At 37.9% G+C, this 17,239-nt stretch carries 20 protein-coding genes and 1 tRNA gene; 4 read left to right on the top strand and 17 right to left on the bottom strand.

The features are described from left to right. Nucleotides 1-90: 90 nt before the first annotated feature. The 9 genes from HY960_02575 to HY960_02535 form a co-directional block, all read right to left on the bottom strand. Nucleotides 91-507, bottom strand: a complete 417-nt coding sequence (locus tag HY960_02575; protein ID MBI5214616.1) for a putative toxin-antitoxin system toxin component, PIN family — start codon at nucleotides 505-507, stop codon at nucleotides 91-93. Further along, the gene (locus HY960_02570; GenBank protein ID MBI5214615.1) at nucleotides 488-718 is read right to left on the bottom strand and encodes a hypothetical protein; all 231 of its coding nucleotides are present in this window, start codon (nucleotides 716-718) and stop codon (nucleotides 488-490) included. Before HY960_02570 ends, HY960_02575 begins: the two co-directional genes overlap by 20 nt. Before the next feature lie 239 nt (nucleotides 719-957). Continuing rightward, entirely contained in the window at nucleotides 958-1,656 is a 699-nt protein-coding gene (locus HY960_02565; GenBank protein ID MBI5214614.1) for an amino acid ABC transporter ATP-binding protein, read from the bottom strand. Between the two features lie 6 nt (nucleotides 1,657-1,662). Continuing rightward, complete coding sequence (locus HY960_02560; GenBank protein MBI5214613.1) at nucleotides 1,663-2,328, bottom strand: ABC transporter permease subunit; 666 nt, start codon at nucleotides 2,326-2,328, stop codon at nucleotides 1,663-1,665. 12 nt (nucleotides 2,329-2,340) lie between these two features. Beyond that, the gene (locus HY960_02555; GenBank protein ID MBI5214612.1) at nucleotides 2,341-3,192 is read right to left on the bottom strand and encodes an amino acid ABC transporter substrate-binding protein; all 852 of its coding nucleotides are present in this window, start codon (nucleotides 3,190-3,192) and stop codon (nucleotides 2,341-2,343) included. Further along, complete coding sequence (locus HY960_02550; protein MBI5214611.1) at nucleotides 3,185-4,498, bottom strand: transporter substrate-binding domain-containing protein; 1,314 nt, start codon at nucleotides 4,496-4,498, stop codon at nucleotides 3,185-3,187. The genes HY960_02555 and HY960_02550 overlap by 8 nt, the downstream gene beginning before the upstream one ends. Then, the gene (locus HY960_02545) at nucleotides 4,498-4,944 is read right to left on the bottom strand and encodes a nucleotide-binding protein (protein ID MBI5214610.1); all 447 of its coding nucleotides are present in this window, start codon (nucleotides 4,942-4,944) and stop codon (nucleotides 4,498-4,500) included. The genes HY960_02550 and HY960_02545 overlap by 1 nt, the downstream gene beginning before the upstream one ends. Before the next feature lie 10 nt (nucleotides 4,945-4,954). Next, complete coding sequence (locus HY960_02540; GenBank protein ID MBI5214609.1) at nucleotides 4,955-5,683, bottom strand: class I SAM-dependent methyltransferase; 729 nt, start codon at nucleotides 5,681-5,683, stop codon at nucleotides 4,955-4,957. Between the two features lie 330 nt (nucleotides 5,684-6,013). Further along, complete coding sequence (locus HY960_02535; GenBank protein MBI5214608.1) at nucleotides 6,014-6,403, bottom strand: hypothetical protein; 390 nt, start codon at nucleotides 6,401-6,403, stop codon at nucleotides 6,014-6,016. Between the two features lie 1,112 nt (nucleotides 6,404-7,515). Here HY960_02535 and HY960_02530 point away from each other — a divergent pair. The 3 genes from HY960_02530 to HY960_02520 are packed head-to-tail and all read left to right on the top strand — an operon-like array spanning nucleotide 7,516 to nucleotide 9,982. Then, nucleotides 7,516-7,863 (top strand): DUF4296 domain-containing protein, encoded by a 348-nt coding sequence (locus HY960_02530; protein MBI5214607.1) that lies wholly within the window; start codon nucleotides 7,516-7,518, stop codon nucleotides 7,861-7,863. Then, entirely contained in the window at nucleotides 7,860-8,549 is a 690-nt protein-coding gene (locus HY960_02525) for a response regulator transcription factor (protein ID MBI5214606.1), read from the top strand. Before HY960_02530 ends, HY960_02525 begins: the two co-directional genes overlap by 4 nt. Further along, on the top strand, nucleotides 8,546-9,982 hold the full coding sequence (locus HY960_02520; protein ID MBI5214605.1) for a HAMP domain-containing protein: 1,437 nt from the start codon (nucleotides 8,546-8,548) through the stop codon (nucleotides 9,980-9,982). The genes HY960_02525 and HY960_02520 overlap by 4 nt, the downstream gene beginning before the upstream one ends. Before the next feature lie 75 nt (nucleotides 9,983-10,057). Here the strand turns inward: HY960_02520 and HY960_02515 are convergent, their stop codons facing one another. The 7 genes from HY960_02515 to folP all read right to left on the bottom strand — a co-directional run bounded on the left by HY960_02515 (nucleotide 10,058) and on the right by folP (nucleotide 16,261). Next, the gene (locus tag HY960_02515) at nucleotides 10,058-11,425 is read right to left on the bottom strand and encodes an FAD-dependent oxidoreductase (GenBank protein ID MBI5214604.1); all 1,368 of its coding nucleotides are present in this window, start codon (nucleotides 11,423-11,425) and stop codon (nucleotides 10,058-10,060) included. Nucleotides 11,426-11,435: 10 nt separating this feature from the next. Beyond that, complete coding sequence (gene der, locus HY960_02510) at nucleotides 11,436-12,746, bottom strand: ribosome biogenesis GTPase Der (GenBank protein ID MBI5214603.1); 1,311 nt, start codon at nucleotides 12,744-12,746, stop codon at nucleotides 11,436-11,438. Nucleotides 12,747-12,831: 85 nt separating this feature from the next. Then, nucleotides 12,832-13,254 (bottom strand): response regulator, encoded by a 423-nt coding sequence (locus tag HY960_02505; GenBank protein ID MBI5214602.1) that lies wholly within the window; start codon nucleotides 13,252-13,254, stop codon nucleotides 12,832-12,834. Between the two features lie 376 nt (nucleotides 13,255-13,630). Further along, nucleotides 13,631-13,705: transfer RNA gene (locus HY960_02500), tRNA-Pro, on the bottom strand. A 49-nt stretch (nucleotides 13,706-13,754) separates the two neighbouring features. Beyond that, nucleotides 13,755-14,729, bottom strand: coding sequence for a tRNA (adenosine(37)-N6)-dimethylallyltransferase MiaA (gene miaA, locus HY960_02495; GenBank protein MBI5214601.1), 975 nt, complete (start codon nucleotides 14,727-14,729; stop codon nucleotides 13,755-13,757). Nucleotides 14,730-14,748: 19 nt separating this feature from the next. Then, entirely contained in the window at nucleotides 14,749-15,399 is a 651-nt protein-coding gene (locus tag HY960_02490) for a protein-L-isoaspartate(D-aspartate) O-methyltransferase (protein ID MBI5214600.1), read from the bottom strand. Further along, entirely contained in the window at nucleotides 15,377-16,261 is an 885-nt protein-coding gene (folP, locus tag HY960_02485; GenBank protein ID MBI5214599.1) for a dihydropteroate synthase, read from the bottom strand. Before folP ends, HY960_02490 begins: the two co-directional genes overlap by 23 nt. Before the next feature lie 386 nt (nucleotides 16,262-16,647). Between folP and HY960_02480 the strand changes: the two genes are divergently transcribed. Continuing rightward, a complete protein-coding gene (locus HY960_02480) occupies nucleotides 16,648-16,812 on the top strand; it encodes a hypothetical protein (protein MBI5214598.1) in 165 nt (54 codons plus the stop codon). 123 nt (nucleotides 16,813-16,935) lie between these two features. On the opposite strand, the gene HY960_02475 is transcribed toward HY960_02480, so the two are convergent. Further along, a partial coding sequence (locus tag HY960_02475; GenBank protein ID MBI5214597.1) for a hypothetical protein occupies nucleotides 16,936-17,239 on the bottom strand: 304 nt, incomplete at its 5' end.

Raw genomic sequence — 17,239 nt, 5'->3', positions numbered from 1 at the left:
AAGGATTGTTATTATTTATTGAAAAGTAACATCCTCCATTCCTCCATTCCTCCATTATTCCATCACTCCAGTACTCTGCTCCTATAAATGCTAAGGACGATATTGTTCCCAATATTCTTTCGGTGTAACGATTTTAGTTCGCTTGTACACCTGCATCGTAAAATCGTTTGTATTCCCGGTTATAAGAAAATGAGATTTACTTTCTTCAGCAAGTTCCAAAAATTTATTATCATCAACATCGCCAATGATTGTTACTTTCGTTTTAGGAGAAAATTTTCTCGCTTTTGCATCAATATCTGCAAGCAATGTTTCTGCTTTTATAATAAATTCGGGATACTTTGAAAATTTTTTCCGGGTGAGAACTTCGTAGTATTCCTGCATCACTTCCTCCGAAATACAGAGTTCGACTGCTCCTTCAATAAAAAGTTCGTTGACAATACGATAAGAGTAACCTCGTTGAATGAGCGAGGAAACAAAAACGTTTGTATCAAGGACGATGTTTTGCATTTCTTCTCACTGCCCGTACTTCTTTTGAAATGTCTTCCATTGTCATTTTGGAAAGCCCATACTTTTCCGCAAGGTCAACGCATTGGTTCAGTGTTTGACGGGTAAGTTCTTTGCTCACAATTTCTACAAAATCTGAGAACGTTAATGTATCGTTCTTTAATCCGAATTTGTTGTATTCGATATTGGAAATAGAAATACTAAGAGTTTTCATGGTTGTATTAGTTAATTTTCAAAAAAAATGGGCATCATGCTTGTCTGCGTATGATAAGAGACCAATTCATGATGCTACTATATTGTTGATAAATAGTGCATAAAAAAATACAGATTTTAGAAAGGAGAAACAAACGAACCATACCTCATAGGAGATAGTTCAATTCTGTTTCATAGTGTTCGATATCATTTTCCCACTCGAGATTATTAAATGGAATAACGAAACGAGATACTATTGAATTATAATGTGCCTACAAATTTTCTTACTCTTTCATTCACTGGATTTAACAAAACCTCCTTATTACCAATTTCGACTACTGTTCCTTTATCTATAAATACTGTTTGATCTGCGATACTCTTAGCAAAGCCTAGTAGGTGAGTTACAATCAAAATACAACAATTGTTGTGTTTAAGCTCTTTGATCAATTCACCCACTTTATTTGCAAATTCTACATCTAAGGAGGATGTAATTTCATCTAACAATAAATATCTTGGCTTTAGCATCAGAGATCTTATCAATGCAACTCTTTGTTGTTGACCTACCGATGACTGATTTGGGTAACGATCAAGGATGTCTTCGACTTCAAATAGTTTTGTTAGTTTTACGAAATATATATGATCAATTTCTATTCCATTCAATTCAAGGGGTAATAAAATATTTTTTCCTAGTGTCATATTCGGCCACAAATAGAGTTGTTGGAAAACCATTGTTATTTTGGGCCAAAGAAGGTCCGAGTTCATTCCATTTTCTGCATTTATATAAACCACCTCGCCGCTAGTTGGTTTATCTATATTAGCAATAATTCGCAAAAGAGAAGATTTGCCTGAACCACTCGGTCCAATCAAAACTGTAATTTCAGAAGGTCGAAGGTCGAAGCTAACATCTGATAGTATCTTCCGACCATTAAGAAGTTTGCAAATATGTGATATCTTTATCATTGGATATTAATTTTGAGATATATCTCTTGTAAATTTTTTCTCCAACAGATATCCCAGTAAATTAAGTGGCACACAAATTACCAAGAATAATAATGCTAACGCCGTATATATTTCAACTGGCCTATAAACAAGAGAATTAATGTTTTGGGACACTCTAAAAATTTCATTCACCGAAATTAAGCTTGCAAATAGTGTAGCTTGCAACATACTTACTTGTAAAAAAATTATGCTGGGTAATATCTGACGTAATAGAATTGGCAACTGAATATGTGAAAAGATTTGTTTTCGGTTTAATCCACACACCTTGGCTGCTATAACGAATTGATTTGGAAAATTTAGTATCGCTCGCCTTATTACATCAGAAACAGAAAATGTATTTATAATAGTGAGGGCAGTGGCCGAAGTTACAAACGGATCGATAATAACTCCCAAGATTGTCTGCAATGGGTAATGAAGCCAAAATAGAAATACAAGGATAGGAATTCCTGACAAAGTAAACGATACTACCCATGAAGGTATTCCTATTGCCTTGTTCCATTTTGCACCAGCAGAACCAAGAATGGCACCTAAAATTAACCCTCCACTCCAAATAATGATACTTAGTTTAGAGGTGACAGAGATTCCATTGAAAAAAGCATCTTGGTATTTAGTAAGAATATCAAACAGATTCAATCTTTCGATATCCTACTTGTTGGGTTTATAAGCGTAGTTAACTCGATACAGTGAACCCGGAAATTTTTCATATTTTTCAATTACTTGATCTACGAAGCCAGTGTTAATAAGTTCTTCTAGTGCCGTGTTGATCATCGTTGTAAACTTATACTCTCCCTTTTTAAGCAAATAGGTATTAGGCGTTACTCGTAGGGGCTTGTCTTTAGCAATATTTCTGACAGAACCTGGATTTGCTTCCAAGAATTGATTTGCTACATAAGTTTCAACAAATGTTACATCTGCTTTGTTTTGTGATACATTAAATAAAATTTGATTGAAATCTGAAAGTTGAGGAATTGATACTTTTTTTGCTTTAGGAAATTGTGAATTAGCAATCAATTCATTTATTTCACCGTCCATGGTGCTGACACGGATATCAATATTATTGATTAGAGAAAGATCGTTATTAAATCTATTATCATTTGTTCTCACATACACTCCCACACCGCTATAATATAAGGGCACGGAAAAATCTGCTCTTACTGCTCGTGCTGCATTGGGCCAGACTCCTGTAACAACAATATCATAGCGATTTGCTTCTAACCCTTCAATCATTGTGCCCCAGCCGACCTCTTCGGTCCATTCAATTTTAAATCCCATATTTTTTACCGCTTCTTTTATGATGTCAACAAATATACCACTCAGTTCACCTGTGTTGGGATCCTTTATGGTTGCAGGAGGATACGGAATATACGCACAACGTAATTTCTGAGAACTGACAACGTTCTCATAAACGGATTCAGATTGCTGAATTTGTTCCTTTTTTGTATTGCAACAGAAAAAAACGAAACTGCAAAGAAGAATTATGGAGGTTTTCTTAAACATATTGCTTTCCTTTAAAGTTAGTAATATTTATAGCTTTATAATTTGTTAACTCAGCTCGGTCACGTTCTTCAATATATCTGTCGTTTAATAGGTCTTCTAATTTCTCGTTGATTTTATCTCTAAAAACAATTTGATTGTTCTTTACAATAAAAGTGTTGTTTCCCCACCTAAGGGGATTTTCATAACCGAACTTGACGACAAAATTTTCGTGATCTCTTTTTTCACATATTCGATAAAGGGATAAAGCATCACATACAATTATGTCTGCTCTATTATCATCAAGTAAGGATACAAGCTTTTCAATATCCTGTGTCCCTTCTAAATATACGAATCTTTCCTTTTCCATTGTTTCTCCTTCCCTAAGTAATGTTTCTTCAGCCCAAACATATCCAATTTCTCCCTTCAAGAGACCTATTTTGATCCTATCATCAGTGATTAGTGCTTCAATGGTATCAGGAATTCTGGTATTACTTTTTTTACAAAGACCACAAATTGGAACCTGATGGATAGTTCTACAACTTCGTCCAAGTTGTGTTCGGTAACCTGTTGCAAAAACACTTATCAATATATCAAAATCTGTAGTTATTGCCCTGTATAGATTATCCCAATTCACTAATTCCCATGAATATTTCATCTTCGCTTCTCTATTAAAGCTCTTGATTATCTTTTTTAGCAATATCGGATATAATCCTTCTGCATCAATTATTTTTTCCATTTCATATTTAGGTGTACAAAAAGGCGGATAATCAACTATACCAACTTTCAAATGCCATTGATTCTTGTCTTTTGACAATACTCTATCGTAATAAATATCCTCTTCCGATTGTTGTTTAGCAAGAATAGTTTTTATTCTCTCAATGATTTTGCCTGCTATCGGTGATTCCTGCTTGTTTGATAAATAAAAGGGAGAATTATCAATTTGTTCTGGCAAAGGATATATTTGGTGATCATCAGAGAGGTAGACTAAAAAACATTTTTGGGGACCTAGCCTTTTTGAAAAGTACCCTAATTCGAAATTCATTTTATTGATTTCCTTAATATCTTCCCTGTTCATTTTTGATATAATATCTTTTTTGTTGATTTCAATCTTGTCATACACGAATACAGCAAAATTGATCTTGGTAGATCTTTCAGCTAAACTATCATATTTGCTTCCACCGCCAGAGTAGATATCTGAAGGTGTCTCTATTATACATGTTAAGTCTTTTGTTTTTTTCTTGTTGAACGCTTCAATTAAATTATCTATCAACTTGTAATTTGTCTCGTTTAACTTTTCACTAAAACTCAAATAAATATGCACATTCATTATCGGATTCCAATTTTTTTTAATATGGTGTTTATTTCCGTTCTAATCGCAACCGCAATATTCGAATACTGATGCGGAAAATTATAGGGATCGTATCCTTTCAAATCAGAAGGAAGGTTTATATGCATATTATCAGGTTTTATCATAAAGACATTATCCTTACCCAGTTTTGAAATAAAAAATCCCAGCTCGAAAATAATATTATCTCTCAAAGAATAATATTCCGCACCCATTGCATCATGATTTTGCTCATTGGTTAGAATAAAAATGGCATACTTAACCTTGTTCAATGTTGTGATCAATGATTCTAAGTTAGAAATAAATCCGCCTGTAAATTCTCCTATGTACCAAGGGACAGGTTCAATGTTTTCATATTTTAGATTTTCTAAAACTGCATCGGAAATATGAATACTTTGTTTTGAAGATCCGATAAACACCTTTTCCATTTAACTCTCCTTATTTTTTTACTATTGATTTAATTACACACTCCATGTGCTCTCTTGCTAATCTCTGAACACTTGTGAAGCCAACTTTTTTCATTTGTTCAATGGATGTTCGTTCTTTCATTACTAATTTTGGCGACTCATCTCTAATGTAATGTACTACCCATTCTTCCAATATATCATATCGTTTCTGGGAACTAAAAATTTCAAAGAACTTAGAAACTTGCCATTCCAACTCTCTGTTCTGAACAATTTCATTATCCCATGCGTACTTGTCTGCATTAAGGAACAATCCACCGGGCTTAAGTGTCCTATACATCTGCTTGTATATATTAGTCCTATAGTTTTGCTGAAAATTATGGATAACCCACGAAGAAAAATAGATGTCTATAGAATCGTTCGGAAGTTTTCTTAAATATGTCAACGCATCAGTAAGGACAACGGTAGTATTTCCATTGGCTATGTATTCTTGTAGGTATTTCTTCGCTCGCAGGGTCATATTTCTCTCATTGTCCAGTGCAACAAGTTGAAGATTGGGGCATATCTTCAAAACAAATTTAGCACAAAAACCATAACCTGTCCCGATATCAATAACGTTGATATCTCTGTTCGGTTTGTCCTTGCAATACTTCTTTACTTCCGAAGCAATTCTATTGACAAACTTTTCATAATGAGGTGTTCCTTTAATGAAATGTTCGTATTCTTCAGCTACGATACCACCAAACCGCTTTTCAGATTTCATGATTTTATTCTTTCAGTCTCGCTCCTGCGTTGTCCATCATTAAACTTCATCATTCAAACTTCTATATTCATCATTCATTATTCTCATCACCACTCACGGCGTTCCAACTGGTTCCCTAGCTCCAATCATCTATCAAGCATGGGAATGTATCATCAGACGCTCCTCGTCCTTTATGGAGTAGAATCCTATTCATAGAAATGTTCCACATTATTTACCAATCCGCAATCTCGTAGCGCAGCGAAAATCCCGCCTTGGCGGAATAAAATCTCACATCCCATATCGCACATCTCACATCATCATCAATCCGCAATCAACATCCGAAATCCGAAATCAAGCCGCAGGTTTCTCGTCCTTCTTCTTCCTCGGCTTCCGTTTCTTATTCGGGTCAATCCCAAACTCGCTCAGTATGTCAAGGTTATCCTCAAACACATTCGCGGCAGTTGTCAAAACACTGGCTGTTAACGTAGCTAATTCCTTCCGTGCCGCATTTCGGTTCTTCGTTGCATTCTTAGAAACATGCTTCGAGTCCTCCTGGTCCGTATCAACCCCAATCAACTCGTCATGTATCTGCTGCAATTTATCAATATGTGTTTGCTTAATGCCGCGCTTGCCAAGTTCTGTTTTGTACTTCGTCGTCTGTTCAACAAAATACTCAAGTTCCGTCGTCATTGCGCTCACACTCTGCGGGTTATTTCTCCCCACATGAAACTCCCCTAGCATAGCCTTATTTATTTGGAAATAAACTTGCACAACTAATTTTTTTTTGAAAATGAAAACAATGTTAAAAAAAGAAATGACCGCCTACCAATTAAACTCAACTCACGACTGCGGTATTACTATCTCGTAGGCAATACAAAATCATTCGGAACTAAAAACTTGCCGTAATTTAGAACTCTTTTTGAAATAAGCAAGAAAAAAATCATAAAAAAGTCAATTTATTTTTATATTTTATTCACACGCACAAATCATTTATCAAGAGTGAAAAGTATCATCTGCCGCTTCGCCTAACAATTACAATGTCTTGTCCATAGTCCCCTTCAGAACCACAACACTCAATTCCAGACCTGTGCCAACTTCACCATCGTTAAGTACATAGACGTAATGGTACATCCACTTTTCGGGAACGCCGACAACAAGGTTCGGTTCTTCACCATCGAACGGGGAACGGGAAAGCCATCCAAACCTTCAATTATGAGCCAATTTCAAATATTTATTCTGAGAATTCGCGTATTTTTCCTATTTACATACAAATAAAAAGGTTTATTTCGCGAATAACACCTTTTTCTTCGGCTATAAATACCTTTTCTTTGGCTGTAAATTCCTTTTCTTCGGCTGTAAATACCTTTTCTTTGACTGTAAATACCTTTTCTTCGGCTGTAAATTCCTTTTCTTCGGCTATAAATACCTTTTCTTTGGCAGTAAATACCTTTATTTTGGGTGTAAATACCTTTTCTTTGAAAAGAAATCCTTTTTTCTCCGGAAGTTTATCCTTTTTTTCAAGAAGATATTCTCTTCATCGAAAAAAGAATAACTGCCTCCTCCTCCCGCTCAATTTCCCTGAACGCATACCATATTTCAAAAAATCAAATATCAAGTAAAGAATTATTCTCATACCAAAGCACAGACAGATTGACTGAAATCGAACTACAACATTTCCTCACACTCACGCTTTCAGTTTTACTTTTAATAGTGAGATTGCTTCAGTCGCACACAAGAACCATTCATCAGCACGTTCATGAAAGAGGCAAAACCCTCCAACACATTAACAGAACTCCATTGCAATTTCGCATGACATTCATTTTTCGTATCTTCGCACTGTCGTCATACATCAAATGAAATTCAATCGCACCATATTGTTACTTTCACTTTTCCTTCTCGTTTCATGCTCAGAACAGAGCGTGAACCGGAATCTCATTCCTGAGGAAACATTTGTACAATTTTATACTGATTACATGATTGTTCAAGAAGAAATCAGTTTGAACTCGCTCGATTCGTTACAGGGAAAACAAAAGTACGACAGTCTGTTTCAACATTACAATCTTTCACCAAAGCAAGTGGAAGAAACAAAAAAAGAATACAACAAAGATTTGAACCGGTGGCAAAAGTTCTATGACAAAGTTATTCTTCGCTTAGAATCGTTACAAAAACCTCAGGCAAACAAATCCGGGAATCAGCCATGAAGAAGATTTTAATAGTTGATGACGAACAGGATATTGTTCAACTTGTCAAATACAATTTAGAAAAAGAGGGATTTGCCGTCCTCACCGCCCGAAACGGCAAGCAGGCGCTTGAACAGGCTGAATCAAAACCGGAACTGATATTGCTTGATGTGATGATGCCCGAACTCGATGGGATTGAAGTAATCAAGCGACTAAAAAAGAATTCTCACACAGAAAACATCCCGGTTATTTTTCTTACCGCAAAAAGTTCGGACTTTGATGAAGTTCTTGGTTTGGAACTCGGCGCAGATGATTACATTATCAAGCCAATCAGTATTCCCAAACTGATTGCACGGGTGAAACATGTGTTGAGAAAACATGAAACCAAAGAGACGAAAAAAGAATCTCCGGCATTGTTACAGCTCGGTGTTATTGAAATCAACACGTCACAGCACATTATTCGAATCAAAGGGAAAGAACATTTCTTTCCCAAAAAGGAATTTGACTTGTTGTTGTTTCTTGCTAAACGTGAAGGTGAAGTTGTTAACCGGGACACGTTACTTACTAACATTTGGGGAAGCGAAGTGATTGTCGGCGATAGAACCATTGATGTTCACATCAGGAAAATCAGGGAGAAACTTGGGAAGTATGCCGACTACATTGAGACAATCAAAGGTGTCGGTTACAAACTTCGCGTTGTAGAATGAAAATCCAATCCAAGTTAACAATATTGTTGTTGCTTCTCTCCAGCGGGGTCATTATCGCCGCGGGAATTTTTTCTACCATCTCAATTGATAATTATTTCCGTGCGCGCATTATCAATGAAATGACAACTCAAGCAAACGAATTTGAGTACGTCATTCGAACCTTTTCCGACACCGACTCATTACGTTATGACCACTTGAAACAACTTGCACACTCTGCCAACCTGCGACTTACACTGATTGATAATCAAGGAAAGGTTTTATTCGAGTCGGAACTGCCGGAGTCTCAACTTCCAACAGTCGAAAATCATCTCGGCAGACCGGAAGTCCGGGAAGCAACGACGAAAGAATTTGGGACAAATATTCGCCACAGCGCAACCATTAACATTGATATGTTATATCTTGCAAAAAATATCCGAACACCCCTTCCTGCTGAAAGCGGATACTCGAATGTGAAATTTCTCCGTCTCGGTGTACCGCTTACGTTCGTGAACGAAGTGATGCGTGATATTCAAACCAAAATAATTTTTACCAGTGCATTTGTATTGTTCGTTGTTGCCGCAGTGACATTTTTCGTTTCGAGAAGAATTGCAAAACCAATTTCAACTATGGCTACAATTGCGGAAGAAATTCGTTCCGGAAATCTTGATAAAAGAATTCCCGTCCGCACTTCCGATGAATTGGGAAGATTAGCGGAAAGTTTGAACAGCATGGTTGACAAATTGAATGAAGACATCAGCAAGTTAAAAAAACTTGAACGAGTACGGAGCGAATTTCTCGGTAATGTTTCGCACGAACTGCGCACTCCGATTTTTGCCATGCAAGGAATGTTGGAAACACTTCTTCACGGAGCGCTCGATGATAAGGAAGTCAGCAGAGATTTTGTTGAACGAGCATTGAAGAACGCTGAGCGGCTTAACACCCTGCTCGGCGATTTGATTGAAATCTCCCGCATCGAATCAGGCGAGATGAAAATGAGTTTCCGGTATTTTGATGTGAATGAGTTTCTTTCAAACATTATTACTGAAATGAAACAGTTTGCCGAACAGAAAAGTATTTCAATTCTGTACGAAAAGACAGGTTCTTCTCTATCGGCTTTTGGAGACCAGGAACGTCTCAAGCAAGCCGTCATCAATTTGATTGATAATGCAGTTAAATATACTCAACCCAAGGGAACTGTAACTGTTTCGTCATTTCATTCTGATGGAAAAATAAAAATCGTTGTGAAAGATTCCGGGATTGGAATCGCGCAAGAACATCTTGCGAGAATCTTCGAGAGATTCTATCGCGTTGACAGAGAACGCTCACGCGAATCGGGCGGGACAGGACTCGGTCTTGCGATTGTCAAACATATCATTGAAGCGCATGGAAGTCATGTCGAAGTTCAAAGTGAAGTTGGTAAAGGGAGTGAGTTTAGTTTCGAGTTGAAAAGTTAAATTGAAAAGATTCAGTTCATTGACAAAAAAACGGAACTGTTTGTCACTCAAAGTGGAATTCGTAATGTGCTCAGGCTACGATAATTTCTTCTTTGCCTGATTTGCAGCAACTAAAATCGGGTCCCAGAGTGGAGCAAACGGTGGAGCGTAAATCAAATCAAATCGGGAGATATCATCGAGCGTCATCTTGTGTTGGATGGCAACTCCAAGTGTATTTGCTCGCATTGCGGCTCCTTCGCAACCTGTAACATTTGCACCAAGTAAGCGTTTCGTTCTCCGGTCAATAATAAGTGTTACCATAATTTTTGAATTCCCCGGCATTGCGGCTACCCGCGAGTTCGTCGTGACAGTTTCTTTCACAACTTGAAATCCCGCTTCTTTTGCTTCATCTGAATGTAATCCAACAGTAGCAACTTTCAAGTCGAATATTTTTACTGCCATTGCACGAATCGCTCCTTTGAATATTGCTCTCCCTCCTGCCGCATTTTCACCTGCAACCCACGCCGCACGACTTGCTACAGTTGCTAAAGGAACATACATAGTCTTTCCGGAAACAATATTTTTTACTTCGCAACAATCGCCAGCCGCATAAATTCCATCAACATTTGTCTGCTGTCGTTCGTCGGTGATGATACCTCCAAGTTTGCCGGTTCTGATTTTTGCAGTCTTTGCCAATTCTGCATTCGGCTCAACTCCAATGGCAACAATAACAATGTCCGCTTCATACGAACCTCTGTTGGTGAAAACAAATTTTACCTTGCTTTCTTTAGTGACCTGAAATCCTTCAATTTTTGCATTGCTGACAAACTGAACCTGATTCTTTTCTAACTCCTGAAGAATTCGCTCGCTCGTCTCTTGTTCAAGTGAAGACATCGGCAAACGATGACGATGAACAACGGTGACATCCAATCCCTTCATCCTAAGCGCTTCAGACATTTCCATCCCAACATATCCTCCGCCAATAATTACTGCTGACTTTGGCTTCTCCATTTTCAGGTAATTCATGATTGCCAACGTATCTTCTCTTGTGTGAAGATGAAAAACATTCCGTGCATCCTCACCTTTGATATTCAACCGCTTCGTTCTCGCACCGGTTGCAAGAATCAGCCTGTCATACTCATATTGCTGAACTGTTTGATTTTTTATATCGCGCACAGTAACTGTTTTTTTTGTTGGTTGAATCTTTTCAACCCTGTGCAAGATTTTTACCTGAATTCCCTTTTCCTCCTGAAGTCGTTGCGGCGTATAAACAAGTAGTTTACGCTCGTCCTGAATCACGCCGGAGATGACATACGGTGTCTCACAAATGCCATAGGAAATAGTTTCTGAAGCCTCGAACATTGTTACTTCCGCATTCGGATTGGTGCGGACAGACTTTGCCGCCGCGCTTGGTCCGGCGGCTAATCCTCCAACAACAACGATACGAAGTTTTTTTACAGGCATACTACATCACTTATTTATTTTTCTTTTTGAAGTAAACATAAACGGGAACACCCTCGAAGGTAAAGTATTCGCGAATTTTTCTTTCAAGAAAACGCTTATAGTTTTCCTGAACAAGTTTCGGCTCGTTGCAAAAGAACGTAATTGCCGGTGGATTCACTGCAACTTGTGTGACGTAATTGATTTTAATTTCCTTGCCATTCACTGCTGAAGGCGGACTTTTTTTAATATCTTCAAGCAAGAGTTTGTTCAGTTTGTTGGTGGAAACTCTCTTATTCATTTCAGAATGTACGTGTTGCGCATCAGTGATGACGCGGAAGATTCGTTGCCTTTCTAAAGCGGAAATAAAAACGAGCGGGATATAATCATAAATTCTCAACAATCCGCGTATTGTTTTTTCATATTCGATTGCTGTCTTGTCATCCTTCTCCACCGCATCCCATTTATTGCAGACAAGCACGACTCCTTTTCTTCGCTCGATAATCTGGTCGAGAATACGGAGGTCTTGTTTATCCATTCCCTGTACAACATCAATAACTAAGATTGCAACATTACATTGGTCAATACTTTTTAATGCACGTAGAGTGCTGTAAAATTCGACGCTCTCCTTCACACGACTTTTCCGTCTTAATCCGGCGGTATCAATTAACACAATTTCTTCTTTGTGATATTTGAGTATTGAATCAATTGAGTCGCGGGTTGTTCCGGGAATATTGGTAACAATACTTCTGTCTTTGCCAAGCAGTGCATTAACAAGAGAAGATTTCCCTACGTTAGGCTTTCCTACTATTGCCAGCCGTAATTGCGTATTATCAATTTCAGATTCTCCCTTGGGAAATGATTCGGTAATTGCATCAAGGAAATCACCAATGTTTCTTCCAACGAGTGCGGAAACTCCAACCGGTTCTCCCAGACCTAATTTGTAAAATTGTGCCGTTTCAACTTCTTTTTTTTCACCATCAACTTTGTTCACTACTAAGAATAATTTTTTCTCTGTTTTTCTTAAGATTGATGCAATTTCTATATCAAGAGAAGTTGGTCCGCTCAAAGCATCAACGACAAATAAAACAATATCAGCCTCCTGAATTGCAATTTGCGCTTGTTCTCGTATTGCCTGTTCAAATAAGTCCTCGGAGGCAGGAACAAAACCTCCTGTATCAATAAGTGTAAATGTTTTGCCTGCCCATTCAGCAGTTGCGTATAACCTGTCGCGAGTTACTCCGGGCTCATCATGTACTATTGATTGACGAGCGCCAAGGAGACGATTAAATAATGTGGACTTTCCGACATTCGGTCGTCCGACGATTGCTACGATTTGGGACATGATTACAATTTCTTGGTAAGATAATACAAATTAATCGTTTTACATCCAATAGGATGCAAACGATACAATGTTTGAGAAAGAATAGTTAGAGCGAAAGGTACTGTGTAACGTTACTGATTTCAGAACTGAATTTGCTGAAATCGCTTGATTTACTAATATAACCAGCCGCTCCGAATTCGTAGGCATACGTAACATCTTCTTCTCTGTCAGAGGTACTAACAATGACTACAGGAATTGATTTAAGAACAGGGTCCTCTTTCACCAACTTTAAAACCTCCCGCCCATCACGTTTTGGGAGATTAAGGTCAAGCAAAATGATGTGTGGACTGGATAACTCTGTTTTTCCCTCTTCGTCTTTTTTCTTAAAAAGATAGTCAAGCGCTTCCTGTCCATCCCGAACAACAGTAATACGGCTATCAACTTTATTTTTGAGCAAGACGTATTGAGTCAATTTCAAGTGAGCAACGTTATCTTCAACAATCAATATTTCGTAGGGAGGATTTTTCATGACTTAGTTACGAGAAAAATTATTGTGAAGGTACAAAGTTTCGGAAATTATCATAACGGTTTTCATTTGCGGCAAAAAATATGTAAAGAATTATGCCAACAATTCTTGGTCAAAAATTCACAAAAAGATAACTATTATGAGATTGATGGTTTCGTTTTAAGAATATCGTCTCATAACAAGACTGTTGGTTGCAAGCAGTCACTTATTTTACGTATTGAGTATTTGTGAAGTTGAATAGAGGTAGGAATTTCATCTGTGGGTATTTTATCGAACTGAAATTGAATAAATATTTATAAATCTAAAAAATCACCCCGATAATAATTTTTCCCTAATAAAATCAGATTTCTTAATAAGAAATCATTCAAATTGAAGATTGTCGGGGCGACTGGATTCGAACCAGCGACCTCTTGGTCCCGAACCAAGCGCTCTAGCCGGGCTGAGCCACGCCCCGATTACAACTTCAAAATTTCGGTGTTAAAATAAGAAAATGAATCGTCTTTTCAAAAGGATTGATTTTGGAAGTGCTTTGTAATTTCGTCAGATACTTGCAAAAGATCTGACTCATTTCCTGTTTCAAACCATTTTATTCTTGTATCGGCACGAAACCAAGTAAACTGACGTTTCGCGTAACGTCTTGAATTACGCTTAATGAGTTCAATCATTTGTTCACGCGGCAATCCTGTCAGGATATGTTCAAACACTTCTTTGTAACCAACCGTTTGAAGTGAATTCAATTCCGAGGAATATCCTAATTTATAGAGTTCCTTAACCTCATCTATTAATCCTTCTTCTACCATTGCATCTACTCGGCGATTGATTCTTTCGTAAAGTAATTTTCGCTCCCAAGTTAATCCTACAAAATAGGGAGTAAAATTTGCGGCAACATTTTTCTTTTGTAACTGAGAAATAGGTATCCCTGAAACATAAAATGCTTCCAAAGCACGGACTATCCGCTTCTTATTTCCGGAAACCATTGAAGTTGCGGCGAGTGGGTCAACCTTCTGCAATTCCTTGAGTAATACCTCCGCTCCCTCCTTCAGCAATCGCTCATTAAGACGACTCCTTACTTGATTATTCGTAGAATCAATTTCAAAGAAACCATCCACAAGCGCTTTGATATAAAGCCCTGACCCGCCCACAACAATTGGGAGATTTCCTCTAACAAAAATTTCATCAATCACTCGTCGAGCTTGTTTCGAATATTCACTCGCGTTATAATCTTGATTTGGTAACAAAATATCTATGAAGTGATGACGAACTTGTTGCAATTCCTCTTTTGATGGCTTTGCTGTACCAATATTCATGAACCGGTAAACTTGTCTTGAATCTGCCGATACTATTTCACCGTGAAGTTGCTTTGCAAGATTGAGTGAAACAGAAGTTTTACCGGAAGCAGTAGGACCAACCAGAACAAGTACTTTTTTTTCTTGATGAACGTTAGGAGAGTCTGGATGAGAAATGTTGTTACCACTCATAACTCAAACCACATCAAATTTACTTCCATCCCTTCTTTCCAATGAGTGGAACAAACTTGAAGCCAATTATTTTCCTTGTAGAAAAATTTTGACCGCGGCGTTTCACAATCCACAAATCTTGAGTATTTATTTCGCCAACCGGGATGACGAGATTTCCACCTTCATCCAATTGCTTTAATAACGTATCAGGAACTTCAGGCGCGGCTGCTGTAACGATGATACCTTGGAAAGGAGCAAACTCACTCCAACCAAGCGTTCCATCACCTACCTTTGAAACAATTTCATAACCAAGTTTTTCTAACCGATGCCTCGCTTCATTCAACAAATGTGCATGTCGTTCAATAGTAAAAACACGCGCACCCATTTCTGCAAGTATTGCCGCTTGATAACCTGAACCTGTTCCGATTTCTAATATCTTGTCCCCTTTTTTCACTTCAAGTAATTCAGTCATTACTGCAACAGTGTAAGGTTGAGAAATTGTTTGTTCGTTTCCGATTGGTAAAGCACAATCTTCGTACGAGCGATTAACAAAAGGCAAATCAACAAACCTATGTCGCTCCACAGTAAACATTGCATGTAAAAGTTGCTCGTTTTTGATGCCTCTTTGTTTCAGCAATTCGAGCATTTCCTCCCGTTCAGAACGAAATCTATTTATTCCCGCTTTGGTCATGTTGACTCATTTTCATTGAGTGGATTGATTGTATGGCGTCAACTACATTTGCCACTCGTTTCATTTCTTTGACGTCATGAACACGGACAATATTTGCACCCTTCATAATTGAAACAGCAACCGCCGCAGATGTTCCTTCTAAGCGTTCGTTCGCCGGCAAGTTTAAAATCTTTCCGAGAAATGATTTCCGGGATGGACCGACAAGAACAGGATAATGAAACCGGTGAAACTCATTTAATCTTTGGATAATTTCAAGGTTGTTCTCAAGAGTTTTTCCAAAGCCAATTCCCGGGTCAATGATTAGTTGTTCGATGTTATTTTTTTCAGCAGTCTGAATGCTTTTCCGAAGGTATGAACAAATATCTTCAATTACATCTTTGTACAGAGGATTCTCCTGCATCGTCTTTGGGGTTCCTTGAATGTGCATCAACACAACGCGTGCATTCATCGAAGCAATAACTTCCGGCATGTGAGAATCAAACTGTAAGCCGGTAATATCATTTACAATGACAGCGCCTGCTTCCAATGCTTGTTTTGCAACTTCCGATTTGTACGTATCAATGGAAATTGGAATGTGCGTGTGTTTCGATAATTTCTCAATGACCGGAATAACACGAATCAATTCTTCATCAATGGAAACATCCTCAGCACCGGGGCGTGTTGATTCACCACCAACATCAATAAAATCAGCCCCTTCGTCAATCATTAGAAGTCCACGTTTAACAGCATCATCAACCCGAAAATGTAATCCTCCATCCGAAAAAGAATCCGGCGTTACGTTAAGAATTCCCATGATATGAGTACGAGAACTCAAATCATACGTCACGGAGCCAAACCGATATTTCCAATTTCCTACACTCATTATATAAAACTGAAAAGGGTATCTATGACCGATACCCTTTCAATTCAGGAAGCCTTTTTCTCTTTTTTTAATTTAAGACTTGCTTTTCTCTTCGCTTTCGTTCGTTGGATAGCTTTCGAGTGCTTTTTGTTAGCCCTCTTTTTCTTTTTGTTCATTTGTTTCCTTTAATGGTTATGGTTCACTGCATGAATGATAAAATCCACACTTAGTACAAATTAATTTGCATTTCCTGCTTTCAAGGCGTGTTCCGCAATTAACACAAAACTGCCAGAAATGTTCTAAAACTTTGTTTTCAGTTTTGCATGATTGAGGCTCACCTTCCGAAGTAAACTTTACTTTATGAATAACTTCGTTGTCCATGCGGTGCAAAAATACAATGATTTTGGATGATTAACAAAATTCTAACGTTCAGTTTAGTCACTACTCTGATGGTGGCAGGAGCGATGCTTGCAAGCAGTCTCTCCGTAGTTACAAACTCCTTGCGACTACGTGAGACGAAAGGGAAAACATTTCAGAAGGTTTTGGAGATTCTTGTGCCTTGGAGGGAATAAGTACTTTGTAACTCTGTGCTCACTGTGCCTTTGTGGTTAGAATGTTCCTGTTGCCTCATAATAAAATGTAACCCAAAGAGTTGGAAAAAACATAAGAAAAAAGAGGATAAAATAATAACTGGATCAGCATGACGGAGTGAGTCCTTTCGTGAAGAGAAGAGATGAAGGTTGATGAAGAGAAACAGGTACGGGAGAACAGATAGCGTTCGTAGCAGAGGAAGCAATCGTCGTTTTGTCTTGTTGTTTCTTGGTTGAAGATTTCAGAAAACGAAATTGATGAATCTTATTGATTTTACTTTTCATTGCACGTTGTAGTTCAAAAGGATTGAGAGGTGCAACGAGTTCTCGAAGTTCAGCTTTCTTCGCTCTCGGAATTTCTTTGGAGTGGAGCAGACGCTGAAGTGGAGTCAAGGGTTGGTCGTGAAGT

This window comes from Ignavibacteriota bacterium (assembly GCA_016212665.1).
GTDB lineage: Bacteria > Bacteroidota > Ignavibacteria > UBA10030 > SZUA-254 > FW602-bin19.
This window is presented reverse-complemented; position numbering and strand designations above follow the sequence as displayed.

Excerpts from the sequence above, each read along its gene's own strand:
- HY960_02480 (MBI5214598.1), top strand. The coding sequence starts at position 16,648 with ATGATTAACAAAATTCTAACGTTCAGTTTAGTCACTACTCTGATGGTG.
- HY960_02545 (MBI5214610.1), bottom strand. The coding sequence starts at position 4,944 with ATGGAAAAGGTGTTTATCGGATCTTCAAAACAAAGTATTCATATTTCC.
- HY960_02505 (MBI5214602.1), bottom strand. The coding sequence starts at position 13,254 with ATGAAAAATCCTCCCTACGAAATATTGATTGTTGAAGATAACGTTGCT.
- folP (MBI5214599.1), bottom strand. The coding sequence starts at position 16,261 with ATGAGTGTAGGAAATTGGAAATATCGGTTTGGCTCCGTGACGTATGAT.
- HY960_02555 (MBI5214612.1), bottom strand. The coding sequence starts at position 3,192 with ATGTTTAAGAAAACCTCCATAATTCTTCTTTGCAGTTTCGTTTTTTTC.
- HY960_02515 (MBI5214604.1), bottom strand. The coding sequence starts at position 11,425 with ATGCCTGTAAAAAAACTTCGTATCGTTGTTGTTGGAGGATTAGCCGCC.
- miaA (MBI5214601.1), bottom strand. The coding sequence starts at position 14,729 with ATGAGTGGTAACAACATTTCTCATCCAGACTCTCCTAACGTTCATCAA.
- HY960_02530 (MBI5214607.1), top strand. The coding sequence starts at position 7,516 with ATGAAATTCAATCGCACCATATTGTTACTTTCACTTTTCCTTCTCGTT.
- HY960_02520 (MBI5214605.1), top strand. The coding sequence starts at position 8,546 with ATGAAAATCCAATCCAAGTTAACAATATTGTTGTTGCTTCTCTCCAGC.
- HY960_02540 (MBI5214609.1), bottom strand. The coding sequence starts at position 5,683 with ATGAAATCTGAAAAGCGGTTTGGTGGTATCGTAGCTGAAGAATACGAA.
- HY960_02570 (MBI5214615.1), bottom strand. The coding sequence starts at position 718 with ATGAAAACTCTTAGTATTTCTATTTCCAATATCGAATACAACAAATTC.
- HY960_02575 (MBI5214616.1), bottom strand. The coding sequence starts at position 507 with ATGCAAAACATCGTCCTTGATACAAACGTTTTTGTTTCCTCGCTCATT.
- HY960_02550 (MBI5214611.1), bottom strand. The coding sequence starts at position 4,498 with ATGAATGTGCATATTTATTTGAGTTTTAGTGAAAAGTTAAACGAGACA.
- HY960_02565 (MBI5214614.1), bottom strand. The coding sequence starts at position 1,656 with ATGATAAAGATATCACATATTTGCAAACTTCTTAATGGTCGGAAGATA.
- HY960_02490 (MBI5214600.1), bottom strand. The coding sequence starts at position 15,399 with ATGACCAAAGCGGGAATAAATAGATTTCGTTCTGAACGGGAGGAAATG.
- HY960_02525 (MBI5214606.1), top strand. The coding sequence starts at position 7,860 with ATGAAGAAGATTTTAATAGTTGATGACGAACAGGATATTGTTCAACTT.
- der (MBI5214603.1), bottom strand. The coding sequence starts at position 12,746 with ATGTCCCAAATCGTAGCAATCGTCGGACGACCGAATGTCGGAAAGTCC.
- HY960_02535 (MBI5214608.1), bottom strand. The coding sequence starts at position 6,403 with ATGCTAGGGGAGTTTCATGTGGGGAGAAATAACCCGCAGAGTGTGAGC.